The organism is Thalassotalea euphylliae (genome assembly GCF_003390335.1).
GTDB classification, from domain to species: Bacteria; Pseudomonadota; Gammaproteobacteria; order Enterobacterales; family Alteromonadaceae; genus Thalassotalea_F; species Thalassotalea_F euphylliae_B.
In genome coordinates, this window is sequence record NZ_QUOU01000001.1 from 1,095,293 (window position 1) to 1,114,385 (window position 19,093).

General features: G+C 44.8%; 15 protein-coding genes. 11 read left to right on the forward strand and 4 right to left on the reverse strand.

All coding sequences use genetic code 11. The features are described from left to right. The 6 genes from DXX93_RS04860 to DXX93_RS04885 all read left to right on the forward strand — a co-directional run bounded on the left by DXX93_RS04860 (nt 1) and on the right by DXX93_RS04885 (nt 6,001). Nucleotides 1–1,290 carry a TadE/TadG family type IV pilus assembly protein gene (locus DXX93_RS04860; protein WP_116007080.1) on the forward strand — a complete coding sequence of 430 codons (1,290 nt, stop codon included), beginning with the start codon at nt 1–3 and terminating at the stop codon, nt 1,288–1,290. A gap of 157 nt (nt 1,291–1,447) precedes the next feature. Continuing rightward, nucleotides 1,448–1,957 (forward strand): TlpA family protein disulfide reductase, encoded by a 510-nt coding sequence (locus DXX93_RS04865; protein WP_220347552.1) that lies wholly within the window; start codon nt 1,448–1,450, stop codon nt 1,955–1,957. Further along, nucleotides 1,957–2,712, forward strand: coding sequence for a DUF4266 domain-containing protein (locus tag DXX93_RS04870; RefSeq protein WP_116007081.1), 756 nt, complete (start codon nt 1,957–1,959; stop codon nt 2,710–2,712). The genes DXX93_RS04865 and DXX93_RS04870 overlap by 1 nt, the downstream gene beginning before the upstream one ends. Before the next feature lie 33 nt (nt 2,713–2,745). Further along, on the forward strand, nt 2,746–3,969 hold the full coding sequence (locus DXX93_RS04875) for a DUF3570 domain-containing protein (RefSeq protein ID WP_116007082.1): 1,224 nt from the start codon (nt 2,746–2,748) through the stop codon (nt 3,967–3,969). Nucleotides 3,970–4,017: 48 nt separating this feature from the next. Continuing rightward, the gene (locus DXX93_RS04880; protein WP_181902146.1) at nt 4,018–4,866 is read left to right on the forward strand and encodes an FAD:protein FMN transferase; all 849 of its coding nucleotides are present in this window, start codon (nt 4,018–4,020) and stop codon (nt 4,864–4,866) included. Nucleotides 4,867–5,368: 502 nt separating this feature from the next. After that, on the forward strand, nt 5,369–6,001 hold the full coding sequence (locus DXX93_RS04885) for a thioredoxin family protein (RefSeq protein WP_116007084.1): 633 nt from the start codon (nt 5,369–5,371) through the stop codon (nt 5,999–6,001). A 93-nt stretch (nt 6,002–6,094) separates the two neighbouring features. Here DXX93_RS04885 and DXX93_RS04890 read toward each other — a convergent pair whose 3' ends face one another. Both DXX93_RS04890 and DXX93_RS04895 read right to left on the reverse strand, forming a co-directional pair. Beyond that, entirely contained in the window at nt 6,095–6,721 is a 627-nt protein-coding gene (locus DXX93_RS04890) for a hypothetical protein (RefSeq protein WP_147302640.1), read from the reverse strand. Nucleotides 6,722–6,825: 104 nt separating this feature from the next. Beyond that, nucleotides 6,826–7,527, reverse strand: coding sequence for a hypothetical protein (locus tag DXX93_RS04895; protein WP_116007086.1), 702 nt, complete (start codon nt 7,525–7,527; stop codon nt 6,826–6,828). Between the two features lie 264 nt (nt 7,528–7,791). Here DXX93_RS04895 and DXX93_RS04900 point away from each other — a divergent pair, with 264 nt between their 5' ends. Then, complete coding sequence (locus DXX93_RS04900; RefSeq protein ID WP_116007087.1) at nt 7,792–8,862, forward strand: efflux RND transporter periplasmic adaptor subunit; 1,071 nt, start codon at nt 7,792–7,794, stop codon at nt 8,860–8,862. Further along, nucleotides 8,863–11,955: an efflux RND transporter permease subunit gene (locus DXX93_RS04905; RefSeq protein WP_116007088.1), complete on the forward strand. Its 3,093-nt coding sequence runs from the start codon at nt 8,863–8,865 to the stop codon at nt 11,953–11,955. A 98-nt stretch (nt 11,956–12,053) separates the two neighbouring features. On the opposite strand, the gene pheA is transcribed toward DXX93_RS04905, so the two are convergent. Both pheA and DXX93_RS04915 read right to left on the reverse strand, forming a co-directional pair. Beyond that, a complete protein-coding gene (gene pheA, locus DXX93_RS04910; RefSeq protein WP_116007089.1) occupies nt 12,054–13,229 on the reverse strand; it encodes a prephenate dehydratase in 1,176 nt (391 codons plus the stop codon). A gap of 469 nt (nt 13,230–13,698) precedes the next feature. Beyond that, nucleotides 13,699–16,068, reverse strand: coding sequence for a penicillin acylase family protein (locus tag DXX93_RS04915; RefSeq protein ID WP_116007090.1), 2,370 nt, complete (start codon nt 16,066–16,068; stop codon nt 13,699–13,701). Nucleotides 16,069–16,419: 351 nt separating this feature from the next. Between DXX93_RS04915 and DXX93_RS04920 the strand changes: the two genes are divergently transcribed. From DXX93_RS04920 to DXX93_RS04930, 3 genes are all read left to right on the forward strand, one after another. Then, complete coding sequence (locus DXX93_RS04920) at nt 16,420–16,770, forward strand: hypothetical protein (RefSeq protein WP_116007091.1); 351 nt, start codon at nt 16,420–16,422, stop codon at nt 16,768–16,770. Between the two features lie 554 nt (nt 16,771–17,324). After that, entirely contained in the window at nt 17,325–18,587 is a 1,263-nt protein-coding gene (locus tag DXX93_RS04925) for an aminotransferase class V-fold PLP-dependent enzyme (protein WP_147302641.1), read from the forward strand. A gap of 43 nt (nt 18,588–18,630) precedes the next feature. Next, nucleotides 18,631–19,041: an iron-sulfur cluster assembly scaffold protein gene (locus tag DXX93_RS04930; RefSeq protein ID WP_116007093.1), complete on the forward strand. Its 411-nt coding sequence runs from the start codon at nt 18,631–18,633 to the stop codon at nt 19,039–19,041. Nucleotides 19,042–19,093: the final 52 nt, after the last annotated feature.

Sequence of the window (19,093 nt, forward strand, 5' to 3'; positions counted from 1 at the left end):
ATGTCGTTATTTCCTAATGAAACAAACCAGTTTAAGCAAGCTAAGCAAGCCAAGCGGTTAAATAGCCAAGTTCGTTTAGCACCACAACAAGGTGTTGTGGCGATCGCAACAGCGATTGTCTTACCAGTATTGGTGTTGTTTATCGGACTGGCGCTAACATATAGCTACGCGTTAATTCAGCAAAGCCAGCTAGGTAACGCGGCCGAATCTGCGGCGATATTTTTGGCACAGCGGCAGGCGACTGATAATCAACGAGATTTACCTAGCGCGCAAGCGGTGATTCGCCAATTTAATGGTTTGCGACCAACCAATTTATCACAACTTAATTTAACTCGTGCTGATGGCGATTATCGCTTATTAACCAGCCAAACAATGCCAAGTTTTGGCAATCAAGCATTAGCTAAAAACCTCCAGGTGAGCAATCAAGGAGCAGCGACAGGCCAAAAGAGCGGTCGCTTTGATATTGCCTTAATTGTTGACTTGTCGGGCTCTCAAGCTGGAAGTACTGGTTATACTAAATATCAGATAAATCAAGTGGTTTCAGAGATCCAGAAAAACTTTTCTAGTGGTAATGTGCGCTTGGGCTTATTGCCATTTAGCGCTTATGTTGCGGTCGAAAATGTCGACTGGTTGCCAGCATCACAAAATCGCATTCGCTGTGTCAGTGCAATGAGTTATTACCGTGATGCTAATGGCCAGTTACAGCCTCATTTACCCGATATTCCTGACGATATATTTCGTGATTATCAAACACTACTACATATCGAAAATATTGATAAGGCTAATGCTTATTTAGGGGAATGCCCAGATATAGCTGCTGTGCCGTTAACCACGGATCTGAATAAAATTAGAGACCGAATTAATCAACACCAAAGAGCAGATAGCCACTATACCGCTATTCACCACAGCGTTGTTTTTGGCGCGCGTATGTTAGCAGATAATTGGTTAGCCGCGTGGCAAGCGGGTACTGAGGTGCGCGAAGGTAGCCGTAAAGCGATGGTTTTTATCGGCGATGCATCAGATTCTTCTGGCATTCCAGGTACCAATGAAAGCCCTTCTGGCGACTTTTCCAGGTTAATGCTTTTTGATTTTTGCGAGACGATCAAACGACAAGGCATTGCCATGTATAGCTTACGCATCGGTGATTATGAACATGGCGCAAATTTGGACAGATGTATTAACGATAATAGTCATATACGGGATTTAGCTGATTTCCCAACACTAATGACGGAAATACTCGCAGATGCAGGGGTTACTAATGGTCAGCAGCGCGTGAAGTTAGTGCGCTAGCGCAATGTTTAGTGAGGCCTTAGTAAGCCTTTAGCTAAAGTAAATCATTAGCTATCAGCGAGCTCTTGTGCCTGAGCAGTATGCCCAGAAAGTGAACCTAGAAAATGCCCTCATGAACCCAGATAGAACTTACTTTTAAGAAACATTAGAGAGAAAAATGAACGTAATTACTCCATTAATTAATCAATTTATTCATCAGTACGGGCAACGCTTAACTGCTTGTTTTTTACTCTGCTGTATGGCGGTTTTTCCCGTACAGGCACTTGAACGTGGCGATAAAGTCCCTGAACACATTGCTGAGCAAATGGCGCTTGATCCAAATAAAATTACTGTGGTTGATTTTTTTGCCTCATGGTGTGTTTCATGCCGTATTGAGTTACCTGAAATTAACGAATTATCGCAACACTTAAACGATCCACAAGTGGCCTTTGTCGGCGTTGAAGTGGATGAAGAATTGGTCTTAGCAGAGCAGTTTTTAGCACAAATGCAGCTTAAATTTCCTGTGGTGATGGATCAAAACCAACAGGTGATATCAGCCTTTGAACCACTTGGCATGCCTGCACTTTATTATGTTTATAACAATCAAATACTTGGCGTACGTTTTGGGGCGATTCCTGATATTGGTCAAGTGGTGATCAATGATTTAGCGACGTTACGAGGCCAATAATGTTGATAGCGATAAATACTTTTTCCAACAAAGTGCGAGTGAGCCAATTCAAGCAACACGGAATGAAACCGCTGGCGACTAGTTTGGTATTGGCGAGTTTATGGTCAATCAGCGGCTATTCAATGGCGCAGCCCATTATTATTCACCAACAAGATGAAACCGCTGTGCAGTCGACAGGCAAAGTCGTTAAGGTCATTACTCTCGGTAAAAGTGCTGTCGGTAAAAGCGCTGTAACGACAGGGAGTAGTGTGCAACTGCCTAGAGTTACGAACGTTGTTCGCGATGTGATTAACCAAGTTCATCAGCAAACTGATTTGCAAGCAACTCGACAACCAAGTCGCCAAACAGCTATTAGTGCGACTCATACTGACCAGAAAACTGCTAATGCGCAAGGCAGTACGGTAAACAGTACGAGAAATTCAATCGCTGCTGCGCCGCTTAACCCGTTTAGGCCTCTTGCTCCGTTAGTGACAGATACTCCAGCTCAACCTAAAACACCACAGCCGTTCGCTGATAATGAGCCACGAGATGTTAGCCCTCTAGGAGAGCTCTTGGCTGGTGCCTTTAGCTGGTTAGATACCCTTTTTGATATTGAAGCCGTCAAACCATGGCAAAAGGCACGTTTAGCTGAGCCTGTGATGAGCCCAACAGGTATAAGCCCAGAACATACAAAATTTACCAAGAAAGTTTTTCTCTCCAAAGAGGGAAGTTCAGGTGGTGATGGTGTTGCTGGTGGTGGCTGCGGTTGTAAGTAGTTGTTGAAATTTTAGGATAATAAGAGGTTATAAATGAATAATGCTAAAAAGCATTTAGGTGTGATAGGTTGTAGTGCGCTAGCATCAGCCGCAGTGCAAGCAGAGCAGAGTATTTCTTTGCACCATATGGATTATAGCGAAAAAGATGAGCGTGTTGATGTTGCTGATACTGTGCTTGCCATTAAAGTCGACTTTGGCGTTGATTACAGCTTAGATTTATCGCTTGGCTATGATTCGGTTTCTGGGGCATCGCCAGCTTGGCAAATTAATGATGCAAGCGGGGTCACTAACGAAGAGTTAATTTTACGTCAAGAAACCTTAACCGCAGGGCAAGCACTCACAGATCAAACCTTATTGGGTTATGCCTTTCAGCCAGATCGTTATCGTGTGACTCGGGTTGAACTAGAAGATACACGCAAGTCTACCAATGCTGCTTTGACGGTGCGTGATGAGTACCGCAATGAATGGACGTGGGGACTCTCTTATTCGGATGAAGATGATTACCAAAGCCTTGGTGGCTCTTTTTCTTATCTCGTCTATTTAGATAAATTTAAGAATCGTTCAATGAACTTCGGCATTTCATATTTAGATGATGAAAGCTTAGTGTTTGGTACTGGCTATCGCACACGTACCGAAGAGAAGCTTAACTTAGCAAGTATTGAAATTGGTTTTACCCAAGTGATTTCCCCAACGGCAACGCTTGATATCAAAGTGTTTGCGAACCGAGATGATGGTTATCTAAGTAATCATTACCAAACCGTATTGCGTTACGTGGATATCAACACGAATGACAATTTCGAAGCGAATGAAGTGTTTGTCGCTGCTGATAGTCGACCAGATACACGTAACGCTTACGGCACCAAAATTAGTGGCGCGTATCAATACCAACCTTGGTTAACCAGTCAGTTTAGTTACCGTTATTATAATGATACTTGGGGAATTGATTCTCACACGGTTGAAGCGTCAATTGCTTATGAAGTATTTGATGGCTTCTTTATTAACCCCAAAGTGACCTGGTATCAGCAAACGCCTGCCGATTTTTATCGTAACCCTAATCAAGAATTGCCAGCCTTTGCGCCAACGGGTTTTGCTAGCAATGATGTGCGTTTGGGGGACTATAATGCACAAACTTATTCATTGGCAGTGAGCTACCAAGTTTCTCAGCACTGGCAGTTTGATATCTCGGCAACCGACTATGAACAAACCAATCAGTTTGGCGCCAAGTGGTATGTTGCAGGAATGACCTATTCGTTTTAGCTGTAAGACAAATGTTAGTTAAAAATGTATTCATATAGGTTTCACTCCATGACTGTGCCTTGCCAACTCACCTTAGTTGGCAAGTGTCAACAGCAACTTGAACGTGTTGCGAAGTTGGTAGAGGCTAACACCCAACGTTTGGCGAAAAAGTATAACTTTTATCAAGCAGACTCTTGGCTCAATCAAACGATTAATCAGCGCAAAATGTCGAGTGTGAATCTTGATAAAGAAACGGCGCAGGTATTGTCACAAGTTCACCAACTGTCACAAGCGACGAATAGTTTGTTCGATATTACCGTTGGCACAGTTAAGGCTTTAGCGCAACAAGCGCCTGAACTGTCTTATCAAGCTTTATTTAGCCGTTGCCAGCCAGCGATGGGCATTGAGGTTTGGTCACTCGATGGGCCTTTATTAACCTTTTGCTGTGCAGATACCCAGCTTGATTTAGGTGGTGTGATTAAAGAATATGCCGTCGATCAAGCCGCTTTGATTTGCCGTCAACAAGGTGTTGAGGGCGGGTTGATCAACTTTGGCGGGGATATTATTAGTTGGGGGCTAAAAAGTGATGGTAATCAATTTCGCATCGCCCTAGCTAACCCTGTTGAGCAAGGGCAAATTGTTTGTACACTGCCTTTGTATAATCAGGCGTTTACCACCTCAGGCCATAGTGAACGGGCGTTTTTCTGTGGCCAACAAAGCCGCTCGCATATCTTGGCTAGAGACGGCGTCAGTCGCCAAGTGTTAAGTGCCTCTGTATTGAGCCATAGTGTCTTGTTAAGTGGCATTTATAGTACCGCTTTAGCGATTGAGCCAATGCTAGTAATACCTAGAACCATTGCCAGTTTGTTTGTTGATCAAGAACTACAAGTGCGCCAGGGGGCTGACTTTATTTGTTGACGATTAAATAACCTCGGCTCTGGATAACCAATGTGCTTCGAGCGGCTATTTTTACTGCTACCAGCGTTGAATTTACTTGCAAGACGACCCCAAGGATGGGGGAGATAGAGCGACGTTGGAACCTAAGCCGAGACTCGCTATTGACGCGCAAATTTGCCTTAATATCAGCAAAAATTTCTCGCTAGAAGATAACGATGAAGATAAGTATTTGAATTGATTTGTTATTCACTATTTATTATCCAAACCTGAGGTTAAGTAGCTAATTACGTTAAGGCGAGCCACGTTTTGCTTATCGCTTATTTGAGTTGTTTGAAGGTGTTGAATAGGGCGACAAGGAAGCGTTTGTTACTATGTTTGCTCAGGTTGCCGACTGGTTTGGTGATTATGCCGACATCTTCTTAGCGGAAAGTAAAGGCATGTTAGTTAAGGCAAACGAAATAAAATAACGCTACAATGGCAGCATAAGCCAGTAACAATAATAAAGAAATAATAAAGAGTTTTTATGCTGCCGATTCAATATGATAACAATCTACTTTCCAAAAAATTTACCAAACCTACAAAACTGAGTAAATCCACAAAACCCAATAAATCCGTTAACCCCATTTGGTCGACATTAGCTGTAGCATTGACGGCGACATTAACGCTTGGTGTGCTGGGCGGGTGTAATAGCACAAATACCGAGTCATCTAATATTCAAGTAGGCTCTGGGCACGGCAGCGAATCTTCGGGTAACCCAAGCCCATATGCCGTTGGGGATTTAACCCAAAGTGAGTTATTCGACAAACACCCATATTTTGCCAAGGGCTATGACGCCTTCCAGCTAAGCCAAGCGCAAGTAGCGCAAGTTAAAAGTTTGTCGAGCGATATTAGCCTTGATGTCTATTTTGGCGCTTGGTGCCACGACAGCCAGCGAGAAGTCCCTCGGCTACTGAAAGCAATGAGCGCTAATGCAAATGTCGCTGTTGCTTTGATTGCTCTTGATATTCGAAAGCAAGAGCCGCAGGGCAGAGCTGCGAGCCATGGCGTAAAATACACACCAACCATTATTGTTAAGCGCAACGGCAAAGAGCTAGGTCGCATAATTGAGCGACCCAAAGCAGACCTTATCTCTGATATCGTGGCTTTAGTGAAATAGACATTGGCGGTAGGTAATCCAAGACTCAATAAGCAAAAAGCCAATCGCAAGATTGGCCTTTTTGAACAAGTTGTTTGTTGACGTCGTTTAGATCTAGAACGCAAACGCTATACCAATAGAAATAGAGCTGTCAATGTACAAGGTGTCATCAAACTCTGCCGCGCAAATTGCCCCTTCACAGAAGAAGTCATCATCGTCATCTGTCAATGTTGCATATGTTCTAAGCTCAGTAACCAAGGCAAATGTTGGTGAAAACTCATAGCGAGTACCAATCGCTATGGTTGCTGACGGGTAAAGGCCACTTTCATAATCGCTATCCATGTACGTCCCCCCGAGCCCTAATGAAAAGGTCGTGACATAGTTTTGCTGGCGAAATAGGGCAACGCCGCTAAAATGGGCGTAAAGCAAGGTAAAGTCTTCGGTGCTATTGTCAAGCTGGTTGGCAAAATCGTGTTTGACGTAGTTGATAAGCACTTGTCCTTGGCCATTGGGCGAATCATGCCACGAAAACGCAATACCTAGGTGGGCGTCGTCTGACATTGCAATGTCACTGCCGTCACTTGCGCCGATATCTGAGCCAAACATATAGCCAAGGTAAGGGGTAATTTCATTGCCATTGATTGTGCCAATGCGCTGGGCGTGAGCATTAATGCTGATGGCGACCACAATGAAGCAGAGCATTCGCGAGAATAAGCCTGTTGTTAACTTACGTGTGTTCATACTCTTGTGCATCCAACTCGTCCTTTTAGTTCTTATCATCGTCAGCGGTTAGGTCAGTTAGCATTGCATTGCAACGGCTTGATTACAAGCCTTGGTCACATCAATTAATGACTTAGCACTTGCTGTTTGGCTTCTTTGGCAATTGCCTGTAACGCATAAGCGACAGTGATACTCATTTGTTGTTCATCGGCCAATTGTTGGTGATTCAACGCTAATTGCTGTCCGATAACTTCTTGGCTGGGCTCGCCATCAGTCGTTAAGGTGATGAAGAGCTTGTCTAATGTAAGCTGATTGATGTTAAGTTTAAATTCTTGACGCCCCATTAACCCCACTTGCTGAGCGACTGCTGTCGTAATTAGTTGCTCTAGTTGCGTTGATAACTGAGTTAGCCAAGCGTCAGCATGCGCTTGCGGCAGGGTCATTGACACGCTGTCGATGGTCATATGTGTCACTTGTACCACGGCTTTTTTCAGACTGCGCTTTTCGTATTGCCAACCAATATGACTAATAGCGAATGTGAGCGCTTCGTCCTCAATAGCGGTACTTTTTACTTGATGGTTTTGGGCATTGCTCTGGTTATTAGTGTCGAGGGGAAGTCGCAGGTTAAGACTTGTTAGCGCGCCGGAGTCTTCACTGGCATTAACCGCTAAATCGCCTAGCGAGAAGTGACTGCCAACTGGCAATTGCATCGTTATTTTTGCTTGGTATTCAGCAAGGTATTGCGCCATTGAATTGCTGGCAGCGTACCACATCAGGGTGCCTAAAATGGCAAATGCAGCTAAGGCTAAAGCGGCTGGTTTATTCACGTTCTTAACTTAAATCAAATAACAAGTAGTTGAATTATAAACCTAAGCCCGATTTATAAGCGAGTTGAAATTAGCGCGTAACTTGTCTGGTCTAGCATGGCAGGTATTGACTCGCAAAGCGTTTGTATTGGCTTGTTGCTACCCATTCATCGCGGGCGATTAACGGTTTTACGCTTAACGTCCTATATTTTCAGATGAATAACATCGTTGCCGAACTTGAACTCCGGTATATTTTCACGATTAAGTTTTCATGTTTATGTTGTTATGTCTAGCTCTATAAAAAGTCGTTTACCTTTTATTTTTATCCTTGGCTTGCTTGTTGCGCTCATTGTTTACATTAATTGGCCACAAGAGCAAGGTCAGCAAAAGCCTCGTCAGCGTGTGGTGCCTGTTAAAACCGCAGTTGCTCAAACGGCTGAGTTTAAAGATGTCATTGAAGCCCTAGGCAATGCTCGTGCAAACGAGCAAGTGCTGATCACTTCAAATTATTCTGATTTGGTGGACGAGGTTTCATTTCAAGACGGCGCGATTGTGCGCAAAGGTGATATTTTGGTGCGCTTAAACAATCAAGAGGAAGCGGCCAAAGTGCGCGAGCTAGAAGCGAACCTTGCAGAGTCTGTTGCTCAGCTTAATCGCTTTCAAGACTTGTTAACAAAACGCGCGACCTCTAAATCGCAAGTTGACCAGCAAGAAGCGCAAACCAAAGCGATTGCGGCACAACTGTTAAGTGCGCGCACCAAGCTCAACGAGTTAACCATTACCGCGCCATTTGATGGGGTACTTGGTTTTCGCGAAATTAGTGTAGGCGCTTATGTGCAGTCAGGCGATGTCATCACCTCTTTAGATGATCTGAGTACTGTGAAAGTTGATTTTTCGGTACCAGAGCGTTTCTACACCACGATCGCCACAGGGCAGATGATTGAAGCAACCAATACTGCTTATGATGATAAGGTCTTTGCTGGTAAGATTATCTCGGTTGACCCACGTATTGACAATGCCACGCGCATGGTGAAAGTACGTGCTGAAATTCCAAATGCCGACTACGCCCTGCGTGCGGGGATGTTACTGACGATTAATGTTGAGCGCAGTGTCGAGCAAGTGCTGCAAGTGCCAGAAAGTGCCATTATTCCGATTGAGGACGATCATTTTGTCTTTGTCATTGCTGATGGCAAAGCGGTGCGCAAACAAGTTGGCGTCGGCCGCCGCAAACCTGGCCTAGTCGAGATCACCCGTGGCTTAAACGAAAATGAATCAGTTGTTGTCGAGGGTGCGCTAAAACTGAGAGATGGCACTAATGTGAAGGTGATTGAGCCGAAAACACAGGAGCCATCGTAGATGATTTTATCTGATTTATCGGTTAAGCGTCCGGTCTTTGCAACTGTTGTCAATTTACTGATTGTTACCTTCGGTGTTGTTGCGTTTTTCTTATTGCCGCTGCGTGAATACCCAGATATTGACCCGCCCGTAGTCAGTATCAATACCTCTTATCCCGGCGCTTCTGCGGCCATTATTGAAACGAAAATAACCCAGCTACTCGAAGATCGTATCAGTGGTGTTGAAGGGGTGAAAAATATCACTTCAACCAGTCGGGTAGGGCGCTCTAGCATTAGCATTGAGTTTGAACTTGATCGCGATATTGATGCCGCGACCAATGATGTGCGCGACCGTATTTCTCGCGCCCTAAGGCAACTGCCAGAGCAAGCTGATCCGCCAGAAGTGTTTAAATCAGACAGCGATGCGAACGTCATTGTTTGGTTTGTCATGCAAAGTGACACTATGAGTACCTTGCAGCTTACTGACTATGCAGAGCGTTATATTGTTGACCGTTTTGCCGTTGTTGATGGGGTTGCCCAAGTACGCGTTGGCGGTGGCCGCACATATGCAATGAAAGTTTTTCTCGACCGCGTGGCGATGGCGGCACGGGGCGTTACCGTTGACGATATTGAAACCACCTTGCGCGCGCAAAACGTAGAGCTACCAGCGGGCGAAATTGAGTCGGTTGACCGTGATTTTTCTATTCGGGTCGAGCGCAGCTATCGTTCAGAAAATGATTTTGCGCGTATGGTCGTTGCCAAAGGTAGCGATGGCGAATTAGTGCGATTAGCTGACGTGGCTCGTGTTGAAGTTGCAGCGGAAGACGATGAAAACATGTTCCGCGGCAATGGTAAGAACATGGTCGGCTTAGGGATTATTAAACAGTCGAAAGCCAACACGCTTGATGTGGTCAACGCTGCACGTGCAGAGATGGCGAAAATTCGCGAGTCTTTGCCTATTGGCACCACCATTAGAAACAGTTACGACTCGTCGGTTTTCATTCAAGGCTCGATTGACGAAGTCTACAACACCTTGTTTATCGCTATGCTCATGGTGATTTTGGTGATCTTCTTATTCCTCGGTAATATTCGTGCCACGATTATTCCAGCGCTGACTGTACCAGTTGCCTTAATTGGCTCGATGATGGCACTTTCGGCTTTGGGTTTCTCAATCAACTTGCTCACCCTACTTGCCTTAGTGTTGGCCATTGGCTTAGTGGTCGATGACGCAATTGTTGTTTTAGAGAATATTTATCGCCGTATTGAACAAGGGCAAACGCCACTAATGGCAGCCTATGAAGGTGGCCGTGAAGTTGCGTTTGCGGTGGTGGCAACCACGCTCGTATTGGTTGCGGTATTTGTTCCTTTGATATTTATTTCCGGCAATATGGGACGCTTATTTACGGAGTTCGCGTTAGCCATTGCTGCTGCGGTTGTCTTCTCTAGTATCACCGCCTTATCGCTAACCCCTATGCTGTGTTCAAAAATGCTAAAACACCGCCAGCGCAGTTCCTCGTTTGGTCAGCTATTAGATAAGGGATTTGGCAAGCTAGAAGCAAGTTATGCCAATGCGCTTAAAAGCTCTATTAAACAGCCTTTGCTACTTATCGCGATTGTCGCTGCTTCGCTCTACGCTGTATATAGCCTGTTTTTACAGCTACCCAATGAGTATACGCCGAAAGAAGATCGCGGTGATTTATTCATTATTATGAATAGCGCTGAAGGCGCTAGCTACGAAAGCAATGTCAAGAATATGCAGCAAATCGAAAGCAAGTTGCTGGCATATAAAGAACGCGGCGAGCTTGATCGCGTGTTAGTACGTGTTCCTGGCTTTGGCGGCTCTAGCGGGATTGCGATTGTTGGTTTGCCTAAGTGGGATGAGCGAGCGTTTTCGACAGTAGAGTTTGCTGGCCGCATGAACGGTGAATTGTCAGATGTAACCGATGTACGTGCCTTTGCCATTATGCGACAAGGCTTACGTGGCTCGGGCAATAGCCAGCCAGTGGAATTTGTGATCCAGGGCAATACCTATGAAGAGCTGGCAAAGTGGCGTGATATTGTGGTCGCTCGTGCGCAAGAAAACCCGAATCTGCAAAGTGTGCAAAGTGATTATAAAGAAACCTTCCCTCAGTTATTGGTTGAAATAGATCACAATCGTGCCTACGACTTAGGCGTACCTATTGGTGATATTGGAAAAACCTTGGAAACCATGCTGGGCCAGCGCCGAGTCACGACCTTTGTTGATCGTGGTGAAGAGTATGATGTTATTTTGGAAGGGGACGAAGCTGATTTTGCTAGCCCAACAGACATCAATAATGTCTATGTGCGCTCGCGCGAAACCAACGAGCTTATTCCATTGTCTAATTTAATTACCATCAAAGAAAATGCCACTTCGTCACGCTTGAATCGCTATAACCGATTGCGCAGTGTGACGATTACGGCAAACTTGGCTGATGGCTACTTATTAGGTGATGCGCTGGACTTTTTAAATCAAGTGGTGCGCGACGAATTGCCTGATGAAGCCCAAGTAGACTACAAAGGGCAGTCGCTACTGTTAAAAGAGTCTGGCACGTCAATTTTGTTTATTTTCGCATTGGCATTGTTGATCACTTACTTTGTCTTATCAGCCCAGTTTGAAAGCTTCGTACACCCATTTGTGATCCTGTTAACTGTGCCACTTGCGCTGGTTGGTGCCTTAGCTGGTTTGGAATATATGGGGATGAGCCTGAATATTTACAGCCAAATTGGGATTGTGATGTTAATTGGTTTGGCCGCGAAAAACGGCATTTTGATTGTTGAGTTTGCCAACCAGTTACGCGACAAGGGGGAGGCATTTGAGCAAGCGCTTATTCATGCCTCACAGCAACGGTTACGTCCTATTGTGATGACCACATTTACCACAGTGACAAGTGCAATTCCGCTCGTACTGGCGGAAGGCCCAGGCCATGAAAGTCGCATGGTTATTGGCGTGGTGATCTTTGCTGGGGTATCGCTGGCGAGTTTATTTACCTTATTCGTTGTGCCAAGTGCTTATTATTGGTTGTGCCGTAACACAGGCTCGCCAGAGGCTATTGCACAAGAGCTAGATCAGTTAAAACAGCAAGAGCAAAGTTAAGCGGTAATAACCTGCGTTAACAGTTCAATCGACTAGAAACGAAAAGGCACGCTAATTAGCGTGCCTTTGTTTTTATACGCAAGAAGCGTTATTGAGTATTAAATAGCAGCGGCTGGAACACTGGTGGGCGAAATATGCTCAATTGGATAACAGCCCAGTACTTTAATAAATTTAGTGAGCTCGTTTAACTCTGTGATGGCTTCTTGCATTGCCGCAGACTTTAAGTTGGCTTCAACATCGATATAGAACATTTCTTCCCATGGACGCCCTTGAATTGGGCGAGATTCCAGTTTACACATGTTAATGCCTTTTTCTTTAAGCACTAATAAACACTCTACCAGTGCACCGGGCTTTTGACCTGTGGCAAGAATAAAGGTTGTTTTTGCTGGAATCTGCTCGGCGACGTCCACAGGTTTACGCGCAACTAGAATAAAGCGACTGTGATTTTCTTTTTGATTGGCGATCGATTTTTCCAGCGCGTGTAACTGGTACAAATGACCACCTTCCTCACTGCCAATGACCGCCACTGTTTCATCTTGTAGTTCGTAAACCTTTGCCATGGCATCGGCGGTGCTATCACAATATTCAATACGCATTTCGTGCTGTTTATCAAGGAAGTTACTGCATTGCGTAAACGGCTGACCATGAGCGTAGATGGTTTTAATATTTTCAAGTCGGGTGTTAACCGCAGTAAGCAGACAATGCTCGATTGGCTGAGTGATTTCACCCACAACGGCTAAATTCGTGTGTTGCAGCAGGTCATACACTTCATTGATACTGCCTGAGCTCGTGTTTTCAATCGGCAGCATGCCGTAATCAACATGTCCTGCTTCGACTTGCTGCATAATATCGGCAAAGCTTTGACAACCCGATTCGATAATTTTTTCCGCTCGACGCGAAAAGTAACGGTGGCTGGCTAAATAACTGTAAGAGCCTTTGTTACCTAAGAACGCAACACTGACCATAGGCACTTGTAAGTTCGGGTTCGTCAGCGTTTGTAGGTATGCTTGTTGATTGAGTACCGAGTCTTCAATAATGGTTTGAAAGACACTGGTGACGTAGTGGGCATCTAAGCCTAGTGCTTTACCTTGCTTGATCAAACGGATAAGTAATTCTTGCTCGCGCTGTTGATCTCGTACTGGGCGCACTTGGTGAGCTTTGCTTTTGGCTACATTGAGGGTCAGGGCACGACGTTTGGCAAAGAGCTCGAGCAGCTGCTGATCGGTTTCTGTGATTTGTGCTCTAATTTCGTTTAGGTCTAATGATTGCGCCACGTTGACTCCTTTACCTTTACTTACTGATTGTGGTTTGACTGATTACTGTTTAACGTTAAATAAATTGACTTGAAAACAGGTAAAAAAAAACCTCCGTAGTGGAGGTTTTTCGGGTTATTTTTGCCACAAAAAACGCTCCTCAACGAGAGAGGATAAAAAACAGGCTAAAAAACGAAAAGCCAAGAGATGAGTTTTTTATAACGTTTGTTGTGTTCATCGCTTTAATGTATCGGCACTGGTTGTAGAGTTCAAGCACTATTTTTGATGAGAACCTTTATGCCCTTGATGACCGTTGCTACATCATTATCGCGGTTAATTGGCTTGTTTTGCTCTTGTTTCAGTCAGCATTTAAATGTTTATATACTTGGCTGTTCAGAAAAGCGCTCTGGAAAACGTTCCGAAAAACAAGCAGAAAACGTCTAGCTAAGCATTTTAGTTAACACTTTGCTTAACACTCTTTACCTCACAGTTAATATGGTACTAAGCTCAGCTGATATTGGCTTTGCCCAGGTAAAAATGGGCTAGGTCGGCCTTCAACCCAATCGCTGTGACCCTTGCCAAAATAAGGACTCCACGGGTGACCCGCTTGGCTGGTTGGCATGTGAAATATACCGTTTTCCTCATGCCCCGGTGATACAATCATACGCTCAGAAGCGCCAAAGCTGCCGCCATCAACACGAGGCATAAAGCCATCGCCAGCCAGCGGCTCGGCAGGCATGTTTAGCATTTTACCAAATACTGGGATCGCGCTTGCCAGTGGATGTTTGATCTCTGCTGCATTCAATTGCCCCCATGTGGCATCAGCGAGCGCCTGTTCTTGAGTCATTTCAGCAAGTGTTTGGTTTAACGACTCTTTAAATAGTGCCTGCCAGCTGATATTTGGCGCTAAGAAACCCGCGGGTTGTTTCGTTACCAGTTGCCATAGCGGCTCTTCAAGCGAATTGCGTATTGTCTTGGCTGAAAAGTTAGGGTCTTGCTTTGATAAATGGTCTATTAACGTTGAGAAAACCCGGGTTTTTACAGCTGTTTTGAATGTTTTGACAATGCGGTAGCCAACTGAATCAACACTGGCCTGCAAAGGCTTTTGTGCGATGAAAGACTTGGCTTCTTGCCACAACGGATTGTTAGTTACTTCGCGCTCGGTTATTACTTGGTCGAGCAGGAGTGTTTGCCAGCGAATGAGGTAGATGGCTTGAGTATCAAGCGCAATATTTAACAATGTTTGCTCGTCGAATTCTTGCTGCTCAAACAGGCGTTTTTGGATTTGCTGGGCGCGAGCGCCAAGTGCATAACCGCCATTACCAATATGCTGATACATATCGCCGCCAACGACACGAGAGTTGGCGGTCCACAAACGTTGCTCTGCAGGAGAAATCACTTTCGGGTAGTCACTCGCTGCTAAATAGCCGCTCCAGTGGTAGACGCCGGTTGACCAATCTTTAGGTAATGAGCCCATCGCACCTTGTTTAACTGGAATTTGCCCCATAATCGTCCAACCAATGTCGCCATGACGATCGGCGACCATTAAATTCTGGGCGGGTATACCTGCTGTGGCTGCTATGGCGATAGCCTGCGATACGTTAGTTGCCGATTCAAGCTTGATATGGGCTAAATTGACGGCATTGTTATCGTGGGCAACCCAGCGGTAAGCCAACAAGTTACCGTCTGCATCTTCACCTATTATCGGCCCCCAAATGGTTTCTTGGGTTTGTATTTCAATCGATTTTTTGTCTTTGATAGCAATCATATGGCGGTGTTCGCTAAAGGCTTGATAACCATCAGGGGTTAAATACTGGCTTTTGTCCTGATTTGTTTTTAGCGTAATCACATCGCTCCAGTCGCCATAACTATTGGTAAAGCCCCAAGCAATGTGGTCATTACTACCAACAACGATATTGGGGGTACCGGGTAGTGTTGCGCCTGTCACCTTAATCGCTTTGCCTTTATCGGTGCGGTATTCGAGCGAAGCGCGATACCAAGTATTTGGCACGCGAATTCCCAAGTGCATATCGTTAGCGACAATGGCACTGCCTGTTTGGGTTAGCGCTCCCGAAACCGCCCAGTTGTTTGAGCCCACAAAGTGTTGCTCGCTGGTATTGTGTTGCTTAAACCCTGTGTCAACCGAGGCCAATGATGGAAAACTAGCGGGCATGGGGGCTTGTGGGAATTGAGTGCCATCAATTGCGGCATCCCATTGCGTACCCTTTGGGGTTAGAAAATGAAAAAGCGCAGCTGGTAACGCCTTACTCATCACCGATAAACTCAATTCGCGTGCGCCATCTGGGTACTGCAAGTCTAAGTACATGCTAAAGACACTAAGCACTGTGTCCTCTTCTTGCCAAAGCACAGGTGACTGGCGCAACAGTAGATATTCAAATGGGCTGGCACCAAGGCGCTCAAGACCTTGGTTTACCCCGCGAGTGTAGGCTTTAATCAGTTCGAATTCTGTTTTTGGAAGCGTGTTAATAATGGTTCGAGCTCGCTCGCGAAAGCGGTGAACGCGAATTTTTTTATCATAATCTAGAGCAATTTCCCCAAACAGGCTGGAAAGTTCACCAGCCGAGTTGCGGCGCAGTAAGTCCATCTGAAAGAAACGCTCTTGCGCATGGACAAAACCCAATGCCATTGCTGCGTCGATGCGGCTCTTTGCTTTGATAGTCGCTATGCCATAATCATCGCGCTCCACTTCAACCTTATTAGTTAATCCATACAGCGCAGTCTTTCCTTCAAGTTGAGGCAAGGCATTGTATATTTTGCTGTAAATCCACGCGGAAGCCGTAGCGAGAATAAACACCAATAATATGGCCGTGCCCAACAAATAAGGTTTGAGTTTGTTCATTAGTAATTATTGTTATTTTGGAAGATCAACTTGAATTTAGATTACTGTGACTGGTCGCGATATGCACGGAAAAATCATTAAAAGCATCAATTTTTCTTACAAAAAATTGACATAAGTTGGTGTTTTTGCTTAGTTTAAAAAATAATCAAAGTTTCAGTGGGACTAATGGCAAGGCAAATGTCATAATGTGACCCACTGTCACGTAAATGTAGTGCGCAATTGCTAGGTTGCATATTGTTTCTATGTAACTTGAGTATTCACGGATGGGTTGTTTGTAGAAAGGAGCTCTTTAGCTAGTAGCTAAACGCTAACACTTTTAACGCAAAGAAAATAACAATAACGGGAGTTTGCATGTCAGACAATGTTAACCGCTACATTCAATTAGGTGACTGGTGTTTCGAACTAAAGATGGTAAGAGCACTCAAGGTCGAAGAGTACGGTAAGCCGTATGGTGCTATTGCCAACTGTAATATCAATGGCGATTCTATGTATATTGATGGCTTGGTTACCAAAGATGGCGAAGAGTTTACCAAAGACGATTTTATGACTTTCTATCGCTTTACTGAAATGCTTGGACTAGATAATTTTTCTTATCATAGATACCAAGAAGGCAACTCAGTAACTCGTGAAGTAAAAGTCAAGAAACCGAAAAAGCGCAAAGCAGCGCAACAAGATCCTAACTATATCAAGCTTGTTCAGTGACAATTTTTCGGTGACAATTTTTCAGTGGTAAAGAGTACAGTTATCTCTAGGCACTAGTAGAAATACTGTGAAAAAGAATATAGTTACTCGGATTAGATAAAGGCGACATAAACTTTACTCACTCCTTACTACATAAGTGCGTTATTACCCAAGTAGTGGCAATTACATGCTGTTATGACTAGGGTGACGAGCAGAGGTAAGGGGATGTAAATGTTTTGGCGCTGCTATCAACGTTAAGTTGGCTCAGCTGGCGTAAACTGTATTACCAGCTATTGCTGCTTGTGCTCTAGCATTCGTTACCTGTCGTTTGGATGAGGTGATGTTTTAATTCCCTGCATAGCTAGTTGTTATAAACGCCCTTTACACTCATTCATCGTGGATAACGTTTTTAGCTCATGCGAAGCTCCCGACAACCCTCATTATCGCAATCAATTGTTTATCAGGATCGAAAGTTAGGTATACTGATCGGTCTAAATAATTTTTTGCATCACTAGTAAGCGGATTTTGTGGACAAGCAAACTGATCAAACTCGCTCATCGAGCACGGCAACAGCTATGCCTAATAATAGGTGGCGCAGCGATTTTGCCATGTTTACTCACGGTCAAAAGAACGCAAAACTGTGTGCTGGCTATCAGCAACAGCTACCTCAGGCCGAACAACCACTGCACTACCTAGATAGTGCAGCAACTTGTTTGATACCCCAAACAGTCGTTGAGTCGACTTTACACTTCCAACAATTCCAGCACGCCAATAGCCATCGCGGGTTTTATTCACTGAGTGCGAATTTAACAGCTGGGGTTGAACAGGTCAGAGACAAGGTTGCTAATTTTATCGGTGCCGGGAGTCGCGATAATATCGTGTTTACGAGTAATACGACGCAAGCAATACACTTGGCAGCGCAAGGGTATTTGCGACATGTAATGAAAGCGGGCGACAATGTTGTGATTTCGGTTGCTGAGCATCACGCAAACTTTTTGCCTTGGCAACAATTAGCAGCAGCGTTAGGGGCGCAGTTACGCGTTGTTCCACTATGTGAAAACGCTCGGGTAGACCTAACTGAGCTTGCAAAACAGTTAGACAATAATACTAAGCTAGTTGCGCTTAATCACATGTCAAATGTGTTAGGCACAGTTAACGACATTGCTCAGATTGCAGCTTTGACTAAAACCTTTGGTGCCAAGCTTTTAGTTGATGGAGCCCAGTACGTTGCTCACCACACATTGAATGTTGACGCGCTAGGTTGCGATTTCTACGCGTTTTCCGGTCATAAACTTTATGCGGGATACGGCGCGGGGGTCTTGTATGTCGCTGACGATGCGTTAAAAGCGATGGTGCCCGTTGTGCTCGGCGGTGGCATTGTTCAAAAAGTGACAGAAAATAGCGCAACTTGGCTAGATGGCGCGCGCAAGCTGGAAGCGGGCAGTCTCAACAGTCAAGCACTGTTGGCATTATCAGCAGCGATAAACTATCTCGAACAAGCACGGTGTGATGGCAGCGAAGCCTACCTTGAAGCGCTGAGCAATGAATTATATCGCCAGCTTAATCAAATAGATGCAGTGCAATTACTAACGCCTAACGCCACTCCAATCGTGGCATTTAATGTCTGTGGAATCCATAGTCACGATTTAGCAACAGTACTGTCTGAGTGTCATGTTGCTGTCAGAGCAGGACACCACTGCGCACAGCCTTTACTGCGAAACCTTGGCGTGAATTCCTGCGTAAGAGTATCATTAGGACTTTACAATGATCAGCGCGATATTGATGCGCTGATTAAAGCGATAAAAAAAGCGATTACCCTGTTTGGTATAGATAATTAATAAAGTATTTAAACATGAAAAAGTGCATGAGAATGAGCAGCGAATGAGTTCAGCGTTATATCAACAAGCCATGTTAGCGCATCATCAAAACCCTTACGGGTTTGAGACTGATATTAAGCCAACGCATCAGCAAGAAGGTTATAACCCTGCTTGTGGCGATGAAATTACCGTCGCCTTTGAAATATCCAATAACATGCTCGATAACCTCAATTTTTCAGGCGATAGCTGCGCTATTTGCCGTGCCTCCGCCTCTATCATGTGTCAAACACTGGCTAATTGCTCGCTAACAGAAGCCAAGCGATTACTTGATGAAAAGCATAGCGATTTGGCGGAGCAAAAACCGTTAGTCGGTTTGCTTGAACCGCTTAACTCCGTTTATGCGTTTCCCATTCGTTTACAGTGCGCTTTGTTACCATGGCAAACTGCGCAAGTTTGCTTGGCTTCCTGCGACTAACCTTATTACCCCCAATAGCACCTAAAACCTAAACTAAATGCTTGACGATAAC

Coding starts and splice junctions, on each gene's coding strand:
- DXX93_RS04900 (WP_116007087.1), top strand. CDS start 7,792: ATGTCTAGCTCTATAAAAAGTCGTTTACCTTTTATTTTTATCCTTGGC.
- DXX93_RS04890 (WP_147302640.1), bottom strand. CDS start 6,721: ATGAACACACGTAAGTTAACAACAGGCTTATTCTCGCGAATGCTCTGC.
- DXX93_RS04880 (WP_181902146.1), top strand. CDS start 4,018: ATGACTGTGCCTTGCCAACTCACCTTAGTTGGCAAGTGTCAACAGCAA.
- DXX93_RS04875 (WP_116007082.1), top strand. CDS start 2,746: ATGAATAATGCTAAAAAGCATTTAGGTGTGATAGGTTGTAGTGCGCTA.
- DXX93_RS04870 (WP_116007081.1), top strand. CDS start 1,957: ATGTTGATAGCGATAAATACTTTTTCCAACAAAGTGCGAGTGAGCCAA.
- DXX93_RS04915 (WP_116007090.1), bottom strand. CDS start 16,068: ATGAACAAACTCAAACCTTATTTGTTGGGCACGGCCATATTATTGGTG.
- DXX93_RS04885 (WP_116007084.1), top strand. CDS start 5,369: ATGCTGCCGATTCAATATGATAACAATCTACTTTCCAAAAAATTTACC.
- DXX93_RS04905 (WP_116007088.1), top strand. CDS start 8,863: ATGATTTTATCTGATTTATCGGTTAAGCGTCCGGTCTTTGCAACTGTT.
- DXX93_RS04860 (WP_116007080.1), top strand. CDS start 1: ATGTCGTTATTTCCTAATGAAACAAACCAGTTTAAGCAAGCTAAGCAA.
- DXX93_RS04925 (WP_147302641.1), top strand. CDS start 17,325: ATGCCTAATAATAGGTGGCGCAGCGATTTTGCCATGTTTACTCACGGT.
- DXX93_RS04865 (WP_220347552.1), top strand. CDS start 1,448: ATGAACGTAATTACTCCATTAATTAATCAATTTATTCATCAGTACGGG.
- DXX93_RS04930 (WP_116007093.1), top strand. CDS start 18,631: ATGAGTTCAGCGTTATATCAACAAGCCATGTTAGCGCATCATCAAAAC.
- DXX93_RS04920 (WP_116007091.1), top strand. CDS start 16,420: ATGTCAGACAATGTTAACCGCTACATTCAATTAGGTGACTGGTGTTTC.